At 63.8% G+C, this 20,117-nt stretch carries 19 protein-coding genes; 15 read left to right on the top strand and 4 right to left on the bottom strand.

Features of this window, described 5'->3' with window-relative positions; all coding sequences use genetic code 11:
* Window positions 1–100: 100 nt before the first annotated feature.
* Window positions 101–403, top strand: coding sequence for a co-chaperone GroES (gene groES, locus KBX07_RS03225; RefSeq protein WP_040423912.1), 303 nt, complete (start codon window positions 101–103; stop codon window positions 401–403).
* 19 nt (window positions 404–422) lie between these two features.
* A complete protein-coding gene (gene groL, locus KBX07_RS03220; protein ID WP_256022995.1) occupies window positions 423–2,030 on the top strand; it encodes a chaperonin GroEL in 1,608 nt (535 codons plus the stop codon).
* Between the two features lie 77 nt (window positions 2,031–2,107).
* Here groL and KBX07_RS03215 read toward each other — a convergent pair whose 3' ends face one another.
* Window positions 2,108–2,422: a WhiB family transcriptional regulator gene (locus tag KBX07_RS03215; protein WP_040423419.1), complete on the bottom strand. Its 315-nt coding sequence runs from the start codon at window positions 2,420–2,422 to the stop codon at window positions 2,108–2,110.
* A 264-nt stretch (window positions 2,423–2,686) separates the two neighbouring features.
* Between KBX07_RS03215 and KBX07_RS03210 the strand changes: the two genes are divergently transcribed.
* Window positions 2,687–3,280, top strand: a complete 594-nt coding sequence (locus tag KBX07_RS03210) for a sigma-70 family RNA polymerase sigma factor (protein ID WP_255998156.1) — start codon at window positions 2,687–2,689, stop codon at window positions 3,278–3,280.
* Window positions 3,281–3,282: 2 nt separating this feature from the next.
* Entirely contained in the window at window positions 3,283–4,227 is a 945-nt protein-coding gene (locus KBX07_RS03205) for a hypothetical protein (protein WP_005286535.1), read from the top strand.
* Between the two features lie 22 nt (window positions 4,228–4,249).
* Here the strand turns inward: KBX07_RS03205 and KBX07_RS03200 are convergent, their stop codons facing one another.
* Entirely contained in the window at window positions 4,250–4,621 is a 372-nt protein-coding gene (locus tag KBX07_RS03200) for a DUF5319 domain-containing protein (RefSeq protein ID WP_040423417.1), read from the bottom strand.
* Between the two features lie 114 nt (window positions 4,622–4,735).
* Here KBX07_RS03200 and guaB point away from each other — a divergent pair, with 114 nt between their 5' ends.
* The 5 genes from guaB (at window position 4,736) to KBX07_RS03175 (ending at window position 10,366) form a co-directional block, all read left to right on the top strand.
* Entirely contained in the window at window positions 4,736–6,268 is a 1,533-nt protein-coding gene (gene guaB, locus KBX07_RS03195; RefSeq protein ID WP_256018167.1) for an IMP dehydrogenase, read from the top strand.
* A gap of 36 nt (window positions 6,269–6,304) precedes the next feature.
* Window positions 6,305–7,543, top strand: coding sequence for a GuaB3 family IMP dehydrogenase-related protein (locus KBX07_RS03190; RefSeq protein ID WP_256018168.1), 1,239 nt, complete (start codon window positions 6,305–6,307; stop codon window positions 7,541–7,543).
* Between the two features lie 266 nt (window positions 7,544–7,809).
* Window positions 7,810–8,688 (top strand): metal ABC transporter substrate-binding protein, encoded by an 879-nt coding sequence (locus tag KBX07_RS03185; protein WP_256018307.1) that lies wholly within the window; start codon window positions 7,810–7,812, stop codon window positions 8,686–8,688.
* 41 nt (window positions 8,689–8,729) lie between these two features.
* The gene (locus tag KBX07_RS03180) at window positions 8,730–9,470 is read left to right on the top strand and encodes a metal ABC transporter ATP-binding protein (RefSeq protein WP_370687269.1); all 741 of its coding nucleotides are present in this window, start codon (window positions 8,730–8,732) and stop codon (window positions 9,468–9,470) included.
* Window positions 9,467–10,366 carry a metal ABC transporter permease gene (locus KBX07_RS03175; protein WP_256018171.1) on the top strand — a complete coding sequence of 300 codons (900 nt, stop codon included), beginning with the start codon at window positions 9,467–9,469 and terminating at the stop codon, window positions 10,364–10,366. The genes KBX07_RS03180 and KBX07_RS03175 overlap by 4 nt, the downstream gene beginning before the upstream one ends.
* Here the strand turns inward: KBX07_RS03175 and KBX07_RS03170 are convergent.
* Window positions 10,316–11,002 (bottom strand): metal-dependent transcriptional regulator, encoded by a 687-nt coding sequence (locus KBX07_RS03170; RefSeq protein ID WP_256018173.1) that lies wholly within the window; start codon window positions 11,000–11,002, stop codon window positions 10,316–10,318. The two genes, KBX07_RS03175 and KBX07_RS03170, sit on opposite strands and share 51 nt — an antisense overlap.
* Before the next feature lie 119 nt (window positions 11,003–11,121).
* Here KBX07_RS03170 and guaA point away from each other — a divergent pair, with 119 nt between their 5' ends.
* Window positions 11,122–12,714, top strand: a complete 1,593-nt coding sequence (gene guaA, locus KBX07_RS03165; protein ID WP_256018174.1) for a glutamine-hydrolyzing GMP synthase — start codon at window positions 11,122–11,124, stop codon at window positions 12,712–12,714.
* Window positions 12,715–12,848: 134 nt separating this feature from the next.
* Here guaA and KBX07_RS03160 read toward each other — a convergent pair whose 3' ends face one another.
* Window positions 12,849–14,000: a PspC domain-containing protein gene (locus KBX07_RS03160; protein ID WP_256018176.1), complete on the bottom strand. Its 1,152-nt coding sequence runs from the start codon at window positions 13,998–14,000 to the stop codon at window positions 12,849–12,851.
* 112 nt (window positions 14,001–14,112) lie between these two features.
* On the opposite strand from KBX07_RS03160, the gene KBX07_RS03155 reads away from it, so the two are divergent.
* The 5 genes from KBX07_RS03155 to KBX07_RS03135 all read left to right on the top strand — a co-directional run bounded on the left by KBX07_RS03155 (window position 14,113) and on the right by KBX07_RS03135 (window position 20,115).
* On the top strand, window positions 14,113–15,339 hold the full coding sequence (locus KBX07_RS03155; RefSeq protein WP_256022992.1) for an ATP-binding protein: 1,227 nt from the start codon (window positions 14,113–14,115) through the stop codon (window positions 15,337–15,339).
* Between the two features lie 34 nt (window positions 15,340–15,373).
* Window positions 15,374–16,036 (top strand): response regulator transcription factor, encoded by a 663-nt coding sequence (locus KBX07_RS03150; protein WP_256022990.1) that lies wholly within the window; start codon window positions 15,374–15,376, stop codon window positions 16,034–16,036.
* A gap of 132 nt (window positions 16,037–16,168) precedes the next feature.
* Window positions 16,169–17,560 (top strand): ATP-binding protein, encoded by a 1,392-nt coding sequence (locus KBX07_RS03145; protein ID WP_005286505.1) that lies wholly within the window; start codon window positions 16,169–16,171, stop codon window positions 17,558–17,560.
* Window positions 17,561–17,763: 203 nt separating this feature from the next.
* Entirely contained in the window at window positions 17,764–18,549 is a 786-nt protein-coding gene (locus tag KBX07_RS03140) for a hypothetical protein (protein ID WP_256022988.1), read from the top strand.
* Window positions 18,550–20,115 (top strand): DNA polymerase Y family protein, encoded by a 1,566-nt coding sequence (locus KBX07_RS03135; protein ID WP_256022986.1) that lies wholly within the window; start codon window positions 18,550–18,552, stop codon window positions 20,113–20,115.
* Window positions 20,116–20,117 lie beyond the last annotated feature (2 nt).

Here is a 20,117-nt window from a genome sequence, read left to right as displayed (position 1 = left end):
AGAGTGCTAACCAGGTTTTGGGCACAGTTTGTTCACCCGCGACGACGGCTGCGCACCGACCGAAGAAGAAACCAAGTCTGAAACGAAAGGTTTTCAAACCGTGGCAAACGTCAACATCAAGCCCCTGGAGGACAAGATCCTCGTCCAGATCGTCGAGGCTGAGACCACCACCGCCTCCGGCCTGGTCATCCCGGACTCCGCTCAGGAGAAGCCGCAGGAAGCGACCGTCATCGCCGTCGGCCCGGGCCGCTGGGACGACGAGGGTGAGCACCGTATTCCGGTGGACGTCAAGGAAGGCGACACCGTGATCTTCTCCAAGTACGGCGGCACCGAGCTGAAGTACGACGGCGAGGAGTACCTCCTGCTGTCTGCTCGTGACCTGCTGGCCGTCGTCGAAAAGTAAAAGGCGGGATTAATCCCCAATGGCAAAACTGATTGCATTTGATCAGGAGGCCCGCGAGGGCATCCAGCGCGGCGTGGACACGCTGGCTGACTCCGTGCGCGTCACGCTCGGCCCCCGCGGCCGCAACGTCGTGCTGGACAAGGCTTTCGGCGGCCCCGTCGTGACCAATGACGGCGTGACCATCGCCCGCGAGGTCGACCTCGAGGATCCCTTCGAGAACCTCGGTGCGCAGCTGGTCAAGTCCGTCGCTGTGAAAACCAACGACATCGCCGGTGACGGCACCACTACCGCGACACTGCTCGCTCAGGCCCTGGTCAACGAAGGTCTGCGCAACGTCGCTGCTGGCGCCAACCCGATTGAGTTGAACAAGGGCATCTCCGCAGCCACTGAGAAGGTTGTCGAGGAGCTCAAGGCCCGCGCCACCGATGTCTCCTCCAGCGAGGAAATCGCGAACGTGGCCACCGTCTCCTCCCGCGACCCGGAGGTCGGCGAGATGGTCTCCGGCGCCATGGACAAGGTGGGCAAGGACGGTGTTCTCACCGTTGAGGAGTCCCAGTCCATCGACTCCTACGTGGACGTTACCGAAGGAATCTCCTTTGAGAAGGGCTTCCTGTCGCCGTACTTCATGACCGACCCGGAGGCCGGCCAGGCTGTCCTGGAGAACCCGCTGGTTCTGCTGGTGCGCAACAAGATCTCCTCCCTGCCGGAGTTCCTTCCGGTGCTGGAAAAGGTCGTGGCCACCTCCCGTCCGCTGCTCATTATCGCCGAGGACGTTGAGGGTGAGCCGCTGCAGACCCTCGTGGTCAACTCCATCCGCGGCGCCCTCAAGGTCGTCGCCGTGAAGTCCCCGTACTTCGGTGAGCGCCGCGCCGCATTCATGGACGACCTCGCTGTGGTCACCGAGGCCACCGTGGTCGATCCGGAGCTGGGCATCAACCTCAAGGACATCGAGCTCGACGTCCTGGGTAGCGCTCGCCGCGTCACCGTGGACAAGGATGACACCGTCATCGTCGACGGCGCAGGTTCCGCCGAGGCAGTGGAGAACCGCCGCGGCCAGATCCGCCGCGAGATCGAGAACACCGACTCCACCTGGGACAAAGAAAAGGCCGAGGAGCGCTTGGCCAAGCTCTCCGGCGGCATCGCCGTCATTCGCGTCGGCGCGCCGACCGAGACCGAGGTCAACGAGCGCAAGTTGCGCGTCGAGGACGCTATCAACGCTGCCCGCGCCGCCGCGCAGGAAGGCATCATCGCCGGCGGTGGTTCCGCGCTGGTGCAGATCTCGAACGAGCTGCAGAAGTATGCGGAAGAGTTCGACGGCGAGCAGAAGGTCGGCGTCCAGGCTGTCGCTCGCGCACTGACCAAGCCCGCTTTCTGGATCGCCGAGAACGCCGGTCTGGACGGATCCGTGGTCGTGTCCAAGATCGCTGAGCTGCCCAACGGTGAAGGCTTCAACGCCGCCACCCTCGAGTACGGCAACCTCATCGAGCAGGGCATCATCGACCCCGTCAAGGTCACCCACTCCGCAGTGGTCAACGCTGCGTCTGTGGCACGCATGGTGCTCACGACCGAGGCATCGGTCGTGGATAAGCCTGCCGAAGAAGACGAGCACCCAGGGCACCAGCACTAGAGCTGCACGCCCGTGCGTAATCGCGCAGCAAACGCCCCATCGGAACACGGTGGGGCGTTTTGCTGTGCCGGACGCGCCTAGCGTGCGGCGACGGCGACCTTCTTGCCGCCGCGGCTGCGGTTGCCGCGCAAAGTGGCGTGACGCTCAGACTCGCTCATACCGCCCCAAATGCCGTACGGCTCAGCGACAGCGAGAGCGTGGGCGCGGCACTGCTCGAGCACCGGGCAGCCCAAGCAAATAGCTTTCGCCCGGTTCTCGCGCTGGGTGCGGGCACGGCCGCGCTCCCCGTCCGGGTGGTAGAAGACATCGGACGCCTCTCCGCGGCAAGCGCCGTGGAGCTGCCAATCCCAAAAATCAGCGTTGGGGCCGGGCAGTTGCGAAGGCATGGACATCGTAGGCATACTTTGCGGTCTCCTGAGGTAGCGATCCGTTCGTGCTTTGCTTGATGGGGAGCCAAGCACCGACAAGGGAGTGTTCACCGTGCGGGTAAACAACGGGTTTCTGTCAGGTGTCGCCCAGTTTGAACACAGAGAGTTCGGCATTCTGGCGCGTCGATAAGCAGCGAAAATGTGCCAAGGTTAAAGCTCGGTGAATTATTCTTAGTTTTCCAGTTGGGGGTATCGGGGAGTATGCGTACGATGGACGGGTCCCTGGCAATGAGCGAGCAAAGGAGAGGCGTGTCAGGAGTAGACACCGACAGCCGGCTGGCTCATCTTGTGCCGCGAGCACAAGAGGGGGACCGTCGAGCGTTAGAAGACATCATTCGAGTCGTGCACCCCATGGTGCTGCGGTACTGCCGTGCGCGCATCAACGGCGGCCGCACACCCACGGCGGAAGACGTCGCTCAAGAGGTGTGCCTCGCTGTGGCAACGTCTGTGGACAAGTACAAGGACACGGGCAAGCCGTTCATGGCTTTCGTTTACGGCATCGCGTTCAACAAAGTCACTGACGCTCATCGGGCCCTTTCGCGCGACAAAACAAACCCCACAGATGAGGTTCCCGACCAGGAGTTTTCCGGTCTCACGCCCGAGGATGCGGCGATGCAGATGGAAGGTAGTAACGCTGCGCGTGAATTGCTCGATCAACTAAGTGAGAAGGCGCGTGAGATTATCGTTTTGCGCGTGTTTGTCGGTCTTTCCGCCGAAGAGACAGCGGAAATCACCGGCAGTACAGCCGGTGCAGTCCGCGTCGCCCAACACCGAGCCTTGGCCACCCTGCGCAAGGCTCTCGAGAAGAAGCAAGGAGGGTAGCCGTGAAACCTCAAGATGCACACCGCAGCGATGAATTCCTGACAGCGCTGTCCCACGGTATTGACCCGTCCGACGGCCAAGACCAGCTGGCTACTCTCTTCTTGGAGCTGCGCGACGACGTTGAAGCGCCGATGCCGGAGGCTCCGACGTTGGAGGCCCCAGCGACGGAGGAGCTGATGCCGGTGGCCCCGATGCCGGAGGACCCGACGGTAGGGGAGCCTCTGGCGGGGGAACCGTTCTTGGACGAGTCGCTCTCGGACGAGCTGCTTGACGACGACTTGCTTGATGACGACGTGGATGCGGCCGTCGCCCCGGTACCGCTCGACGTTGAGCGCAAGAAGCGCCGCAGTTACCGCACCAGCCCATGGATGGCAGGTCTGGTCGGTGCAGCCGCCGCCACGGTCATGGTGGCCGGCACCGGTGCTGCGCTGTACAACGCCACCCCGGATTCACCGCTGTGGGGCCCGTCCCAGAAGCTGTTCGGTGGAAATACCGATTATGTGGAGCTGGCCAGCACGCTCGATGAGATCGACTCGAAGGCTGAAGAAGGCGACATCGAAGGTGCCCGCAGCCTGATCGAGCAACTGCGCTCGAGTTTGAAGGCGGAGCGCAGTGACCGCGGCGATCGCGGCAACTCGCAGCGCGGTACCACCTCGACCCCGCGTCCGGACAAGGAAACGGTCACGGTCACCACTGAGCGGAAGAAAGACGACGCAGAACGTCCGGCTTCCCAGCCGCCTGCACCAGATACCGTCACGGTGACAGTCGTGGTCACCGAGCCAGCAGCGACTGCGAACCCGGGCACTCAGCCGGCACCATCCAACGCTGCAACGCAAGCCCCGGCGCCGGCGCCGGCACCTGCGCCAGCTCCGTCTTCGGCCCCATCCGGGCCAGCACCGTCAGCGGCCCCGTCGAGCCCGGCCGCATCCTCCGACCAGGCAGGCTAACTAGCTGCGGTCTCGTGCTGCGTTAGCGCGCGTCGAGTCCGTCCAGGTAGCCCAGGGCGTAATCCCACGGCACATAAGCACGCTCGTTCGGTTCCGCGCTCGGCTCGTGGACCGGCGGCAGCTCGTTGTTGAGGTTGGCGATCATGTTGTTGATCATGATGTCCCAGTCATAGAAATGCACTTCATCGCAGTCTTCGCACATGAAGTAGATGCCTAGGATTCCGCGGGGGCCCAAGACTTCCTTGAACTCGCGGGTCTGGGCGAGGTCGCGGATGACGGCCTGGCGCTCCTCGGGCGTCAGTGGCTCCACGACCTCGTCGTCTTCGATGAAGGATGCCGGATCGTTGGGATCGTCGGCGAAGGGGTCGCGCGGCATCATGGAGTCAAAGTTCACGCCTTTCACCCTATTGCGGATCGGGGCGGAAGGACAATCGCGGGGTGTGGGCGCAAGGCACTATGCTATCTGCGTAAGTGCTTGAAGCGGTTGTAAGAAAGGGAGCGATAGGGCATGTCCAGCGAAGCCAATCAGCGAGTACACACCGGTGGGGACGACCCGAACAAGATCGCCCTGCGCGGCCTGACTTTCGACGACGTGCTGCTGCTCCCGGCAGAGTCCCACATCGTTCCCGGTGAAGTGGACACCTCCGCCCAGTTCAGCCGCAACATCCGCCTGGGCATCCCGGTTGCTTCCGCCGCAATGGACACCGTCACCGAGTCCCGCATGGCTATCGCCATGGCCCGCCAGGGCGGCATCGGCGTGCTGCACCGCAACCTGTCCGCCGAAGATCAAGCAGAGCACGTCGATGTGGTGAAGCGTTCGGAATCCGGCATGGTCACCGACCCGGTCACCGCGTCGCCGGACATGACCATCGCTGACGTGGATGCGCTGTGCGCCCGCTTCCGAATCTCCGGCCTGCCGGTCGTCGACGGCGACGGAGTGCTCGTCGGCATCATCACCAACCGCGACATGCGTTTCGAGCCGGACTTCTCCCGCCCGGTTGCCCAGGTCATGACTCCGATGCCGCTCGTCGTCGCCGAAGACGGCGTGAGCAAGGAAGAGGCGCTGAAGCTGCTGTCCGCCAACAAGGTGGAGAAGCTGCCAATCGTCGATAAGCAGGGCAAACTCACGGGCCTGATCACCGTGAAGGACTTTGTGAAGACCGAGCAGTTCCCGAACGCGTCCAAGGACTCCGAGGGGCGTTTGCTGGTCGCTGCGGGCATCGGCACAGGCGAGGACTCCTACTCCCGCGCGGGGCTGCTTGTCGACGCTGGCGTGGACGCCCTCATCGTCGACTCCGCCCACGCCCACAACAACCGGGTTTTGGAAATGGTGGCGCGCGTGAAGAAGGACTTCGGCGACCGCGTCGATGTCGTCGGCGGCAACCTAGCCACCCGCGAAGCCGCCGCCGCAATGATCGAAGCCGGTGCGGACGCCATCAAGGTCGGCATCGGCCCGGGCTCCATTTGCACCACGCGTGTTGTCGCCGGTGTGGGCGCCCCGCAAATTACTTCCATCCTGGAAGCGTCCGTTCCTGCCCACCAGGCTGGCGTGCCCATCATCGCCGACGGCGGTATGCAGCACTCCGGTGACGTGGCCAAGGCGCTCGCGGCTGGTGCATCGACCGTCATGCTCGGCTCGATGCTCGCCGGCACGAAGGAAGCCCCAGGCGAGATCGTCGTTGTGGGTGGCAAGCAGTACAAGCGCTACCGCGGCATGGGTTCCATGGGTGCGATGCAGGGCCGCGGCCTGACAGGGGAGAAGCGTTCCTTCTCCAAGGACCGCTACTTCCAGGCTGACGTCACCAGCGAGGACAAGCTCGTGCCAGAAGGCATTGAAGGCCGCGTGCCCTACCGCGGCGAGCTGGACTCCATTACCCACCAGATCGTCGGCGGCTTGCGCGCAGCCATGGGCTACACCGGCTCCGCCTCCATTGAGGAACTGCAGACCAAACGCTTTGTGCAGATCACCGCCGCTGGCCTGCGCGAGTCCCACCCGCACGACATCACGCAGACTGTCGAAGCTCCGAACTACCGCGGGTGAGGGCGGCAGTTCGGCGGAGAAAAGAGAGAAAGACGCATGCGCGACTACGTTGAGATCGGCATCGGCCGCGAGGCCCGCCGCGCCTACAATCTGCGGGATATCGGGATCGTGCCCGCGCGCCGCACTCGTTCCTCGAAGGACGTGGACCTGAGCTGGCATATCGACGCCTACACTTTCGACATCCCTTTCGCCTCCCACCCAACCGACGCTCTGGCTAGCCCTGAGTTCGTCATCGAGATGGGCAAGCAGGGTGGGCTCGGCGTGATTGACGCAGAAGGTCTGTGGGGACGCCACGCCGACCTCGACTCTGCGATCAAGAAGGTCATTGCTCCGCTGATCTTCGCCGACCCCGATCCGATGGATCTGCGTCAGCCCGGCGTGGCTGAGCTTCAGGAGCTGCATTCCGCCCCCATCGACACCGACTTGCTGACCGAACGCATCGCCCAGGTGCGCGACTCCGGCGTCACCGTCGCCGTCCGTGTGAGCCCCCAAAACGCCCGCGAGCTCGCACCGGTCGTGGTCAAGGCCGGCGCGGAGATCCTGTTCATCCAGGGCGAGATCATTTCCGCCGAGCATGTCCAGGAGGGCGGCAAACCGCTCAACCTCAAAGAGTTCATCGGCTCCCTCGATGTTCCCGTCATCGCCGGCGGTGTGGCCGACTACACCACCGCGCTGCACCTCATGCGCGCCGGCGCGGCCGGCATCATCGTCGGACAGGGCGCGACCACCTCGTCGGTCGCTTTGGGCATCGACACGCATCTGGCTACCCAGATCGCCGACGCGGCAGCCGCGCGCCGCGAATACCTCGACGAGACCGAAGGCCGCTACGTGCACATCATCGCCGACGGCGACCTTGCCACCAGCGGCGAGATCGCACGCGGCGTCGCGTGCGGCGCCGACGCTGTCATGCTCGGCAGTGCGCTCGCCGGCGCCGCTGAGGCGGCGGGCCGCGGCTACTACTGGCAGCCGCAAACCGCTCACCCGCGCTTTCCGCGCGGCACGATTTCCAACGCCGTGGACGGCTCCGGTTTCGGTTTCGGCCTCGGGTGGTACTCCACGGAAGGAGACACCCCCGCAGATCAAGAGCGCGCCCGCGAAGAGATGTTGGACAAAATCGGCGAAGGCCGTCCGAGCCTGGAGTCCATTCTCCACGGGCCGAGCACCAGCACCTGGGGCCACTCCAACTTCGTCGGCGGCCTGCGCCGCGCGATGGCGAAGTGCGGGTACACAGACATCAAGAGCTTCCAAAAAGTCGACATCGCAGTCGCCAACTAGCTGCACGCTTTCGTAGCCGACAACGCCCGGTGGATCTCCAATGATCCCCGGGCGTTTTCATGTCTGCGGGGTATGTCACAGCCGAATCATCTTGACTCTCCTGAAAGCACGACTAAAGTATGACCAAAATAAAAAGTACGCCAAAACGTAACTTTTAAAAAAGTCTTGACGGAATACATTTTCAGGAAAGGAAAAACTCAATGGTTCGGTCGGGAAATCAGACGTCACGATCAGCGCTGTTTGCGGCGGCAGCCGCGATGATGGCGATGATTCTCGCGGCGGCGCTCACAGCGTGCGCGCCGGAGGAGAATCGCGCGGACGGCGGAAAGCCGAAAGTGCTGACCACCTTCACCGTGATCCAGGACATCGCCCAGAATGTCGCGGGGGAGCACTTGACCGTGGAGTCTTTGACGAAGCCGGGGGCGGAGATCCACGGCTACGAGCCCACACCGGCTGATATCCGCCGCGCGTCTGATGCCGACCTCATTCTCGATAACGGGCTGAACTTGGAGAACTGGTTCGCGCAATTCGTCGAGGGAGTCGACGCGCCCCACGTCACCGTCAGCGACGGCGTGGACCCGATCGACATCACCGAGGACGAGGGCGCAGGCAAACCGAACCCGCACGCGTGGATGAGTCCGGTTGAGGTGAAGAAGTACGTGGACAATATGGTCACCGCCTTCAGCGAACTCGATCCGGACCATGCTGAGGACTTCACGCAGAACGGCGAGCAGTACAAAAAGCAGCTGCAAGAGGTCCAGGACGGCATGGTCAACGAGTTGGCGAACTTGCCTGAGCAACATCGCGCACTGGTGACGTGCGAAGGCGCATTCTCCTACATGGCACGCGACGCTGGTTTAGAGGAACGGTTCATTTGGGCCGTGAACTCCGAGAATGAGGCAACCCCGCAGCAGATCACTCGCGCCATCGAATTCGTCAAGGAGAACGACGTGCCGGCCGTGTTCTGCGAATCCACGGTCTCGGACGCACCGATGCAGCAGGTGGTTGACGCGACCGACGCCACCTACGGTGGCACCCTGTACGTCGACTCCCTTTCGGAGAAAGACGGTCCGGTTCCGACCTACCTCGACATGATTAAGCACGACGCCGACGTGATCACGCAGGCGTTGACGGGTAAGAAGTAGGCGTCGCGGTGCAACAGGAAACGTCAACACCCGCGGCGGCCGTGCCGTCGAACGCGACTCCCGCGATATCCGTGCGCGATGTCACCGTTCACTATGGGAGCGTGCTCGCGCTCGACGGCGCGTCCCTCGAGATCGCGCCGGGACGCGTGTGCGGACTCGTCGGAATGAATGGATCCGGGAAATCTACGCTATTCAAAACGATTATGGGGCAGACCCGGCCAGATTCCGGGACCGTCGCCGTGAACGGAGATGACCCCGCTGTCGCCCGCCGCACCGGTGTGCTCGGGTACGTGCCTCAGCGCGAGGCAGTGGACTGGGATTTCCCGGTCAGCGTGCGGGATGTGGTCATGATGGGCCGCTACGGACAACTCGGTTTCACCCGCCGGCCTCGCCGGGCTGACATCGAAGCCGTCGACCATGCACTCGAGCGTGTGGAGCTCACGGATTTCGCCTCCCGTCAGATCGGTCAGCTTTCCGGCGGCCAGCGGAAACGCGCCTTTGTTGCCCGGTGCATTGCCCAGGGGGCGAGGATCATGCTGCTGGACGAGCCTTTTGCGGGCGTCGATAAGCGCAGCGAAGCGACAATGACCCGGCTGTTTCGCGAGCTTGCTGACGGCGGTGCCACCGTGTTCGTGTCGACGCACGACCTCCCCGCGTTGCCCGAGCTGGCTGATGAAGCGATGCTGCTCAACCGGCATGTGCTCATGCACGGCTCGCCCAAAGATGTCCTGCAACCCGATAATCTCGCTGCTGCCTTCGGGCTGGATGTGATGAAACGATGATCTCTTTTCTTCTCGACCCGTTCGCCTACGACTTCATGGTCCGCGCGTTCGCCACGAGCCTGATTTCCTCCATTGTGTGCGCGGTGCTGTCGTGCTGGCTGGTCCTCGTCGGTTGGTCGCTGATGGGCGATGCCGTGTCCCACGCGGTGTTCCCCGGCGTGGTGCTGGCGTATATCGCGGGCGTTCCCTTCGCCCTCGGGGCAGTGGTCTTCGGCTTCCTCGCCGTGGGTTTGATCGGCGTCGTGCGTGATACAAGCCGGGTGAAAGAAGACGCTGCGATCGGAATCGTCTTCACGACGCTCTTCGCGTTCGGGCTCGTGCTCATCTCCGTTACGCCCTCGCACACCGACCTCAACCACATTATCTTCGGCAACTTGCTCGGCGTCTCCAAAGCTGATCTTGTGCAGATCTTCGTTTTGGGCGTGGCCACGCTGGCTGTGCTCGTGCTCAAGCGCCGCGATTTCACGCTTTTCGCTTTCGATCCCGTGCATGCCCACGCGATTGGCTTGCGGCCGAAGCTGATTGGGGCAGTGTTGCTCGCCCTGCTCGCGCTCACCTGCGTGGTGGGGTTGCAGGCTGTCGGGGTGATCCTCGTGGTGGCGATGTTGATCATTCCGGGCGCGACCGCGCACCTGCTGACCGACAGTTTCGGCCGCATGCTGCTGATCGCCCCTGCGGTGGCCACCGTATGCTCCGTCGTGGGGTTGTACACGAGCTACTACCTCGACGCTTCGCCTGGCGGACTCGTGGTCATGGCGCAGGGGGTCGCATTCCTGCTGGTGTACCTGTTCAGCCCGCGCCAGGGGATCATCACAGCGCGTGCGCTCCGGGGCGGAACGGCGCGTCTAACTGGAGACGAACAGCGCGCCGGAAGCGGTGCGGCCGAGCGGAACTGAGTTCTTTGCCCCGTCCACCTTCACATCTAGCGACTCGGAAAACGGCGCACCTTCTGAGACCGTGAGGACGGCACCGACAACGATGCCGTTCTCCTCGAAAAACTTCAGCAGGGTCGGGTCCGAATCGGAGATCCGCTCGACAGTGACCGTCGTCCCCGCTGCGCCGGCGCCCACCCCAGCATCCGTGAGGCGGCGCGCGTCCAAAGCGAGCACCGTACCGTCGGCGGCCGGGATCGGATCCCCGTGCGGGTCGCGGGTGGGATGGCCGAGCAGCTTGTCCAGCCTGTCCACCAGGTAGTCAGAGACTGCGTGCTCCAAGTGCTCCGCTTCGTCGTGCACTTCGTCCCACGTGTACCCGAGAGTCTCCACCAAGAACGTCTCGATGAGCCGGTGGCGCCGAATCATGTCCACTGCGTATCCGTGGCCCTTCTCGGTCAATTCCACCGAGCCGTAGGGGGCGTGCACGATCAACTCCTGTGCGGCGAGCTTGCGCACAGCATCCGAGACCGACGACATCCGCAGCCCCGTCTGCTTCGAAATCAGGGTCGCCGTGACGGGTTCCGTCGACCATTCCGTGAGACTCCAGATGACCTTCAAATAGTTCTGGGTCGAGGTGGATAATTCGCTCACCGACATGCGTTCAACTCTACTTATCTTCCGGGAGCATGCTTATCGACGTCGCCCTGAACCCGCAATTCACCCCGCACAGTTGCGACTGTTCGGTCTTTTCAGGCCATGAGTTAGACTCTGAAACCGTGACTACCTCCGCGAACGCACCAGAGCAGACCCCGCCCGCAAACGCCCACCCGCGTCCCGTCCTCGTTGTGGACTTCGGCGCGCAATATGCGCAGCTGATCGCACGCCGCGTGCGCGAGGCCCGTATCTACTCGGAGGTCGTGCCGCACACGATCTCCGCCGCGGAGCTCAAGGCGAAGGACCCGGTTGCGCTCGTGCTTTCCGGCGGCCCGTCCTCCGTCTACGAGGATGGCGCGCCGCAGCTCGACCCAGAGATCTTCAAGTTGGGCTTGCCCACCTTCGGCATTTGCTACGGCTTCCAGGTGATGACGCAGGCGCTCGGCGGCACCGTGGCCAAGACCGGCTCGCGCGAGTACGGCCGCACGAACATGGACGTGCGCGGCGGCGTGCTCCACTCCGGCCTGAATGAGCAGCACCCAGTCTGGATGAGCCACGGCGATTCCGTGACCAAGGCGCCCGACGGTTTCGATGTCACCGCTGCGACCGAGGGCGCTCCGGTTGCGGCTTTCGAGAACGCGGAGTCGCGCATGGCCGGTGTCCAGTACCACCCGGAGGTCATGCACTCGCCGCACGGCCAGCAGGTGCTCACGCGATTCCTCACCGAGATCGCGGGCTTGGAGCAAACATGGACCGCGTCGAACATCGCCGACCAGCTTATCGACGCGATTTCCGAACAGATCGGCCCCGACGGCCACGCGATTTGCGGCTTGTCCGGAGGAGTCGACTCCGCCGTCGCGGCGGCCTTGGTCCAGCGTGCGATCGGCGATCGTCTGACCTGTGTCTTCGTTGACCACGGCCTGCTGCGCAAGGGCGAACGCGAGCAGGTAGAGACCGACTTCGTCGCTGCGACCGGCGCACGTCTGGTCACTGTGGACGAGCGCGAAGCCTTCCTGAGCAAGCTCGCCGGTGTGACCGACCCGGAGGCGAAGCGTAAGGCCATCGGTGCGGAATTCATCCGGTCCTTCGAGCGCGCGGTCGCCGGCGTCCTCGAAGGCCAGGATGTCGGCTTCCTCGTCCAGGGAACGCTCTACCCGGACGTTGTGGAGTCCGGCGGCGGCACGGGTACCGCGAACATTAAGAGCCACCACAACGTCGGCGGCCTGCCTGATGATGTTGAGTTCGAGCTCGTCGAGCCCCTGCGCACCTTGTTCAAGGACGAGGTTCGTGCTGTCGGCCGCGAGCTGGGCCTGCCGGAAGTGATCGTGAACCGCCAGCCCTTCCCGGGCCCGGGCCTGGGCATCCGCATCGTTGGTGAGGTCACCGCTGAGCGGCTGGAAACCCTGCGCGCGGCTGACGCCATTGCGCGCGAGGAGCTCACCCGCGCTGGCCTCGACGACCAAATCTGGCAGTGCCCGGTCGTCCTGCTCGCCGACGTCCGCTCCGTCGGTGTCCAAGGCGACGGGCGCACCTACGGCCACCCGATCGTGCTGCGCCCGGTGACCTCCGAAGACGCGATGACCGCGGACTGGGTCCGCGTGCCCTACGAGGTCTTGGAGACCATCTCCACTCGCATCACCAACGAGGTCGAGGACGTCAACCGCGTGGTTGTGGACATCACGTCCAAGCCGCCGGGAACCATCGAGTGGGAGTAGTGAGCGGCCTCGCCGCTCACCCGACGAGGCCAGTCTTAAGATCTCGATTGCATTTTTGCCCCGTCAATCAAAATCGACCAGGGCTTTTATCGCGTGTTTGACGCGGTGATGTAATCGAGATCTTGGGGTTTGGTCTACTTCGCCCACGCGACCTGAATCGAGCCCACGTTCTGGTGGATGTTGATGGTCAACAGTTCGCCATCGCCGTCGATTTCCTCTGGCGGGCAGGCCGTGTCACCGACATCGACATCGCAGTTCACACGAGCGCGGACTTTCTCGTCGGGCATGAGCACTTCAACCGAACCGACTTTCTGGCTGATATCGAGAGTCACCGGTTCCTTCATCGGCTGCAGGTCCGTCAGATCGACGGTGAGTTCACCAACGTAGGTATTGACCGGGTGGATGCCCTCTGCGTCAGGGAAGGCGATGATCGTTTGCCCGAAGCGGGACCAGTCGCGGTTGCGGATTTCGCTTGCGGCCGCCATCGCCACGAATGTCGCAATGGTGAGCAATAAAGCTACGGGAATCCACACCCACAGTGGCCGGTTCCTTTTCGTGCTCGGCTGTTGGGGCGGTTCGTACCCGGGGTCCGGCAGGTGCCACAATTCCGGAACAGTCCCCAACGGGTCCCACGACGGCGGCCCCGTGTGACCGTGGGCCGGGTGCGGATAACCCTGCGGAGCGGTGAATCCACTCGTGACCAGGTTGCGCGCCGAAGCCGTGGCGGGCTGGGGCTCCGGATCCCCAAAGCCAGGCTCCCCAAAGCCTGGCTCCCCAAAACCAGGCTCCCCGGACTGAGGCTGGCTGCTCTGTCGCTTCTCGGGTTGTGCGATCACCCCCGGAGGCGGCTCCGGGAGGCGGCGGTAGAGCGCCCACCACGCGACGGCGCTGAGAAGGAGCCAGCCGATCGTGGAGGCGAAAGCTTCACGGGGAGTTCCTACTGAGATCGTCGGGAAGAAGAGGACGAGGAGAATCAGCAGGCCCCAGCCGGTGCCGCGCTCTTTGACTTCGACGGGGTCGAGCTGGCGTTTGGGGATTGCGATGGCTTGGGAAGGTGACGTCGATAAGCCAAAGCGCGGCATGAGGAAGCCGCACAGCACGTACATGAAAATGCCGACACCGAACGCGAGCGACAGCGCCGCGAACGCGATGCGCACGAGGCTCGCGTCGATCTGGTAGCGCACACCGATGCCTTCGCAGACGCCGGAGACCATTGCGTCGCCGCCCTGCTTTTTCGGGATGCGCGGCGGGCGGGTGTCCCACATGAGGTGCAGTGTCTCGTTCATGTTTCAAGTATGCGATTTGGCTGGGCTGGGCGGTATCGGGATTCACCCTGAAATCGCAAGTTCAGGGTTTGCCCTGATCCGCCTGCGGGCCCTGCGTGCCATGATGAATAGCATGCCCCAGCACTATGCCCCTGAGCAGCCCCGGCCCTACCCGCGCTTTGTCCGCGAACGGGAGCACCGGGTCATTGCTGGCGTTGCGGCTGGTTTGTCTGCGCATCTGAATATTGAGGTTGTCTACATTCGCCTTTTCCTGTCTCTGAGCTCCCTCATTGGGGGTCTGGGCATCCTGTGTTACGCGGCGCTGTGGATCTTCATGCCGCTGGGTGTGCCGGCGCAGCCTGTCGTGGACGCTAAGAAGGCCGGCGGGTTTGTGAACTTCCTCCTCGTCATTGCGGCGTTTGTGCTGTGGTCGATGTCGACATCTGCGGTGGGGGATCCCGGCAACGGCGCGTTCGTCGCGGTGGTGGTCATGATGGCGGTCGGCGCGGTGCTGGCGTGGCGTGCGTACGACCGCGACATGCGCACTGCCGGTTCGATTGCGTCCCTGCTTGTTGGCGGTGTGCTGGTTATGGGCGGTGTCATTGTCATCGCGGTGATGGGGGACCGCGGCGGCATCATGGGCGTGGTTTTGGCTGTGCTGGCGGCGGTGCTGGGGGTGGGCATTCTTGTGGTGCCGCTCATTGCGCGCCTGTTGCGCTCGCTTGTGGAGGAACGTCAGGACAAGGCGGTCGCCGATCAGCGCGCCGACATCGCCGCTCACCTGCATGATTCCGTGTTACAGACGCTCGCGCTCATTCAGAAGCGCGCCAGCGACTCCGAGGAAGTCGCCCGCCTTGCGCGCCGCCAGGAACGCGAGCTGAGAGCATGGCTTTACGACGCTTCGCCCGCCCCCGGCTGGACCACCCACACCACCAATCCCGAACCCGCGCCGACTGCTGCTGCGCCACCCACGCCGGCTACCTTCTTCGCCGCGATCAACACCGCCGCCGGAGAAGTCGAGGACCTATTCAACGTGACCATCCGCCCCGTCACAGTTGGAGAGGACACAGCGTTCGACGACACTGTCAAGCCCATCGTCCTGGCAGCCCGGGAAGCTATGGTGAACGCGGCGAAGCACTCGGGGGCAGACGGGATCGATGTGTATGCCGAAAACCTCGCCGGTGAGCTCTCCGTGTTCGTCCGCGACCGCGGCACCGGCTTCGACCCGGCGATGATCCCGGCCGACCGCCACGGCGTTCGCGATTCGATCACCGGCCGCATGGAGCGCGCCGGGGGCACAGCGACAATCAAGACCGCGCCGGGCAAAGGCACCGAGGTCGCACTGACTTTGGCTGCGTGACCCAGCACCGTCGGCGCGGGGTAGTGTCGGGTTCATGGCAGTGAAGGTGTTCCTCGTCGACGACCACTCGGTCTTCCGCTCCGGCGTCCGGGCAGAGCTGAGCGCGGCGCCCGGCATTAAGATTGTTGGTGACGCCGGCACGGTCGCCGACGCGGTCACAGGAATCGGGGACACCCAGCCTGACGTCGTGCTTTTGGACGTTCACATGCCCGACGGCGGCGGCCTCGCCGTGATCACCCGAGCACCCGGGCCGCAGTACCTGGCCCTGTCCGTCTCCGACGCCGCCGAGGACGTCATTGCGCTGATCCGCGTCGGTGCCCGCGGGTATGTGACCAAGAACATCGACGGGCCCGAGCTGGCCGAAGCGATCATTCAGGTGCACGGCGGGGACGCGTACTTCTCGCCGCGGCTGGCCGGTTTCGTGCTCGATGCGTTCGCGTCGGGCGGGGTTGTCGAGGATCCTGCGGGGGAGCCGGAGAAGGCGGGGGAGGATGAGGCGGTCGTCGATAAGCTGACGCGGCGCGAGCTCGAGGTGCTGCGGTTGCTCGCGCGCGGGTACACGTATAAGGAAATCGCGTCTGAGCTGTTCATTTCCGTCAAGACGGTGGAGACGCACGCGTCGAATGTGCTGCGCAAGACGCAGACATCGAACCGGCATCAGCTCACGCGGTGGGCGTCGGAACGCGCGCTGGACTAAAGATCAGCTTGGCGCTCGCGAGGTACTCGAAAGCTACTCGAAACGTACTCGAAACACGTTGTATCTAGTCTGACCTGCGCAGATCAATCTACTTGAAACCTACTCGAAACGGTTTCAAGTAGAGTTGCTGCTGTGAAAGAAAGTCCCTCTTTTCAGGATGACCCCGCGCTGCTGTTGACTCTTGACGAGGATCAGTGGTTTGAGCGGAAATCGTTCCGCATCGCCCCAAAGGACCTTGCCAAAACAGTTGTGGCCATGGCTAACGCGGAAGGCGGTGTGATTGCGGTTGGAATCACTGATCGCCGGTTTGATGGTCAACCGACCTCTGCGCAGGAAAATGATTTGCGCCAAGTGACGTTCGATCACACGGATCCGACCGTTCGTGTTGGTATAGAAGCTCTTGATACGGAAGAAGGCGCATCTGTTCTTCTCTTCAATGTCCTGCCGAGCGACAGGGTGCATTACTTGAAATCGGGGGAGTGCTTCTTGCGTGTTGGCGACGAGTCCAAGCGGCTGAAGGCGGACGACATCCTCGAGCTCCGGTACACCAAAGGGGAGCAGCAGTTTGACGCGTCGGTGCCGCCCCGTGCGACCGCCGAGGACCTCAATTGGGAACTGGTGGAGAACTACGCCGAGGTTATAGGTTCATCGTCCGTGGTCGATGCGTTGAGGGCCCGCAACTTGGTTGACCGTGATGGTCGACCTCGCACGGCAGCGATTCTTTTGTTTGGTAAGAACCCGCAGGAGTATTTCCCGAATGCGCATGTGCGTGTGCTTCAGTTCGGCGACGATGAACGGCTCTCCGGTTACCAGCAACAACTCATGGCTGATCGGCGTTTCGATGGCCCGCTGCCGCAGCAGATCGCTCATGTGCAGAATGCGATCAGCGAAATGCTGCCCAAGGTCCGCAGGTTGACCGGAGAGGGGCTGTTTGAAGATGAAAATCTGATCCCTCACGATGTGTGGCTTGAGGGGTTGGTTAATGCGGTGATCCACAGGTCCTACAGCATGAGCGGTGACCACATCCGTTTCGAGATGTACCCGGGCCGGATTGAAGTCTCTAGCCCTGGCCGTTTTCCGGGACTCGTGGATCCTGACAAGCCTGAGTCGATTGCGCGGTTTGCCAGGAATCCTCTCATCGCAAGGGTTACCGCGGAGCTTCGCATTGGCCAAGAGCTCGGCGAAGGTATTCGCCGTATGTTCGCCGGTATGCGCCGAGTTGGTTTCACGGATCCTGTGTACAGGCAGACTAGTGGAAGTGTGATTCTCACCTTGAATGCTGTTCAGCGCCTGAACTTGGAAGCTGTCGACGCTTTGCCGCCGCATTCTGCGGATGTGCTTTCCGTTCTTCAAGCAAGTGGCAGGTCAATGTCGACGGGTGAGATCGCTGAGGCCTTGGGCTTATCGACGCCTCCTGTGCGTCGCGCTCTGCAAGCGATGCGGGACAAGGGAATCATAGAGTGGCGTGGAAACAGCTCCCGTGATCCGCGCGCAGTGTGGTCGGTAGCGGGCCCGCTAGGCTAGCTCGAAAGCTACTCGAAACGTACTCGAAATACGTTGTATCTAGCCTGACCTGCACAGATCGATCTACTTGAAACCTACTCGAAACGGTTTCAAGTAGGTCGCATGCTGCTTGAGCTCGAGTCTGTTGGGTTATTTCGCCAGATAGAAAGCATGTTCGACCTTTTTGATTGACGTTGGTTGCCCCGGCGAGCATAATCATCTTCGTGAGTGGAACAAGTGTTCGCAAGGTGGATGTGGAGGCGCTGGCCGCGTTGGCTGCCGCCTCCGGCTCCGCTGCGCCTGCTGGTCCCGCCAGTTCCGCTCGCGCTGAGCAGATCGCGCAGCTGCGCGCCCGCATGGCGCAGATCGGCGGGGAGGTTCCGGACCAGCTCGGCGGGCCTCATACTGGCCACGTTACGGGGACTGATGTCCTGCAACTCGGCACGCAATTTGAGAATACTCTGCCCGGCGGCGGCCTGCCCCGCCAAGCGGTGACGCACATGAGTGATACCCCGGCACTGGTGGTGGAGATGCTGCTGCAGATCACGGAGGCGGGCCGGTATGTCGGCGTGGTCGGCTGGCCGGAGCTGTCGTACGCGGCGCTTCCGCCAGAGTGTTTGAATCGTGTCATTGCGGTCCCGGACCCCGGGGTGGACCCGTTGGGGATCACCGGGGTGCTGGTGGAGGGGCTGGATCTGGTGGTCTTCCGCACCCGCGCGCGCGTCGAGCTATCCCCGGTGCGGGCGCGTCCGCTGGTGGGCAAGCTGCGCAAAGGCCGGGCCGCGCTCATGCTCGTCGGCGCGACGGTGCCGTCGCCGGCGCTCACTGTCACTGGTGACGTGCAGGAGTTCCGGGGGATCGGCCGGGGCACAGGGCGCATCACGGGGCTGGATATCCGGGTGCGGGCGCAGCCGAAAAGCGCGCATCCGGCATCGGGCACGGTCACCGTCGGTCAGGCTCGGGAGACGGTGGCAGCCCCGGCAGCTCCGGCGCTCAAGGTGGTGACGTAGATGCGCGTCGCCGCCATATGGTTCCCCGATTGGCCGGTGCAGGCTGCATGCCTCGAAGACGATCTGGCAGAGCCGTTGGCCGTCGTGCGCCAGCACCGCATCAAGGTCGTTTCGCACGCCGCCCGCAAGCTGGGCATTCGCCGCGGTATGAAGGTGCGCCACGCGCAGTCGGTGTGCCCGGGGCTTACGGTCGTCGACGATAATCCGGACCGTGACGGGCGCATCTTCGCTGCGCTCGCGGCCAGTTTCGATGATGTGGCTTCGTCGGTCGAGGTGTTGCGCCCTGGGCTTGTCGTCGTGGACATTGCGGCTGCAGGCAAGTTCCACGGCGGTGAGGAGCGCGCTGCCGAGATGCTTATCGACGCTGCATCACGCCCCGGCATCAACCCGCTCATCGGGATCGCAGACGAGATTGCCACGGCCGTCGTCGCCGCGCGCACCTGCGCGGTGGTCCCGCCGGGCGGGTCGGTGGACTTCCTGGCCAACCAGCCGTTGCGTGTGCTCACAGCGGAGACGGCGCTCGGTGCAGATGCAGAGACGGTGAAGTCGCTGGGGCAGCTGGGGATTAGCACGCTGGGGGATCTCACTGCCGTACCCGCCACCGCAATCTCGACGCGTTTCGGCCAGACGGGGCTGCACTGCCACCGGATTGCACGGGGTGCGCCGGACCGCCGCGTCTCCCCGGAGCTGCCTACGTCTGATCTCGCGGTGTCTGTGACACCCGAGGATCCGATCGACCGCGTCGATGCCGCTGCCTTCGCCGCCCGCGCGCTGGCTGCCAGCTTGCACGAGCGGCTTGCTGACGCTGGGCAGAACTGCGTGCGGCTCAAAGTGAAAGCGGAGCTGAGCGACGGTACCTCCCTTGAACGCATCTGGCGCACCCGCGATGCCCTGACCGAGGGGGCCACTGCCGACCGCGTGCGGTGGCAGCTCGACGGGTGGCTCACCGGCGGGGGAGCGGGCGCGATCGCCTCGCTCATTCTGGAGCCGCTGGAGGTCGCGGCACCTGAACCGGCCGGTCAGCTCTGGGGCGGTGCTGCCGCGGGGTCGGATGAGGCCGCCCGGGACGCCCGTCGCGTCGCTGAGCGGATACAGTCTTCTTTGGGCATTGATGCCGTCGTTCAGCCCCGCCCCGCCGGGGGCCGTGGCGTGGCCGAGCGGATCGCCCTCGTCCCCTTCGGCGAGCAGGACAACGAGGCTGCCAGTGCCGCAGCGGCTGCCTCGTGGCCGGGCGCGATCTTGGCCCCGCTGCCTGCCCGGATCGGCGGCGGTCTGGACCACCCAGCGTCGCGGGTGAAGCTGATCAGCGCGGATGCGAGGCAGATCGGTGTGACAGCGGAAGCGCTGCTGACGGGAGAGCCGTACGCGTTGGGATGGGGTGAACACCGCTACGTGGTCACCGGCTGGGCGGGGCCATGGCCTGTGGACGAAGGGTGGTGGGGTGATAACCCGCAGAAGGTCGCGCGGCTGCAGGTGGTAGGGGAGAAACCCACGGGCGGTGAGTGCGCGGCGTGGCTGCTGTTGTGGTCGAAGCAGCAGTGGCGGATCGAGGCTTTATATACCTGAGA

Source organism: Corynebacterium sp. CCUG 70398 (assembly GCF_024454055.1).
Classification (GTDB): Bacteria; Actinomycetota; Actinomycetes; order Mycobacteriales; family Mycobacteriaceae; genus Corynebacterium; species Corynebacterium genitalium.
This window is presented reverse-complemented; position numbering and strand designations above follow the sequence as displayed.

Coding starts and splice junctions, on each gene's coding strand:
- KBX07_RS03155 (WP_256022992.1), top strand. CDS start 14,113: ATGCCCCAGCACTATGCCCCTGAGCAGCCCCGGCCCTACCCGCGCTTT.
- KBX07_RS03135 (WP_256022986.1), top strand. CDS start 18,550: ATGCGCGTCGCCGCCATATGGTTCCCCGATTGGCCGGTGCAGGCTGCA.
- groL (WP_256022995.1), top strand. CDS start 423: ATGGCAAAACTGATTGCATTTGATCAGGAGGCCCGCGAGGGCATCCAG.
- KBX07_RS03190 (WP_256018168.1), top strand. CDS start 6,305: ATGCGCGACTACGTTGAGATCGGCATCGGCCGCGAGGCCCGCCGCGCC.
- KBX07_RS03215 (WP_040423419.1), bottom strand. CDS start 2,422: ATGTCCATGCCTTCGCAACTGCCCGGCCCCAACGCTGATTTTTGGGAT.
- KBX07_RS03150 (WP_256022990.1), top strand. CDS start 15,374: ATGGCAGTGAAGGTGTTCCTCGTCGACGACCACTCGGTCTTCCGCTCC.
- KBX07_RS03175 (WP_256018171.1), top strand. CDS start 9,467: ATGATCTCTTTTCTTCTCGACCCGTTCGCCTACGACTTCATGGTCCGC.
- guaB (WP_256018167.1), top strand. CDS start 4,736: ATGTCCAGCGAAGCCAATCAGCGAGTACACACCGGTGGGGACGACCCG.
- KBX07_RS03160 (WP_256018176.1), bottom strand. CDS start 14,000: ATGAACGAGACACTGCACCTCATGTGGGACACCCGCCCGCCGCGCATC.
- KBX07_RS03210 (WP_255998156.1), top strand. CDS start 2,687: ATGAGCGAGCAAAGGAGAGGCGTGTCAGGAGTAGACACCGACAGCCGG.
- KBX07_RS03185 (WP_256018307.1), top strand. CDS start 7,810: ATGATTCTCGCGGCGGCGCTCACAGCGTGCGCGCCGGAGGAGAATCGC.
- KBX07_RS03170 (WP_256018173.1), bottom strand. CDS start 11,002: ATGTCGGTGAGCGAATTATCCACCTCGACCCAGAACTATTTGAAGGTC.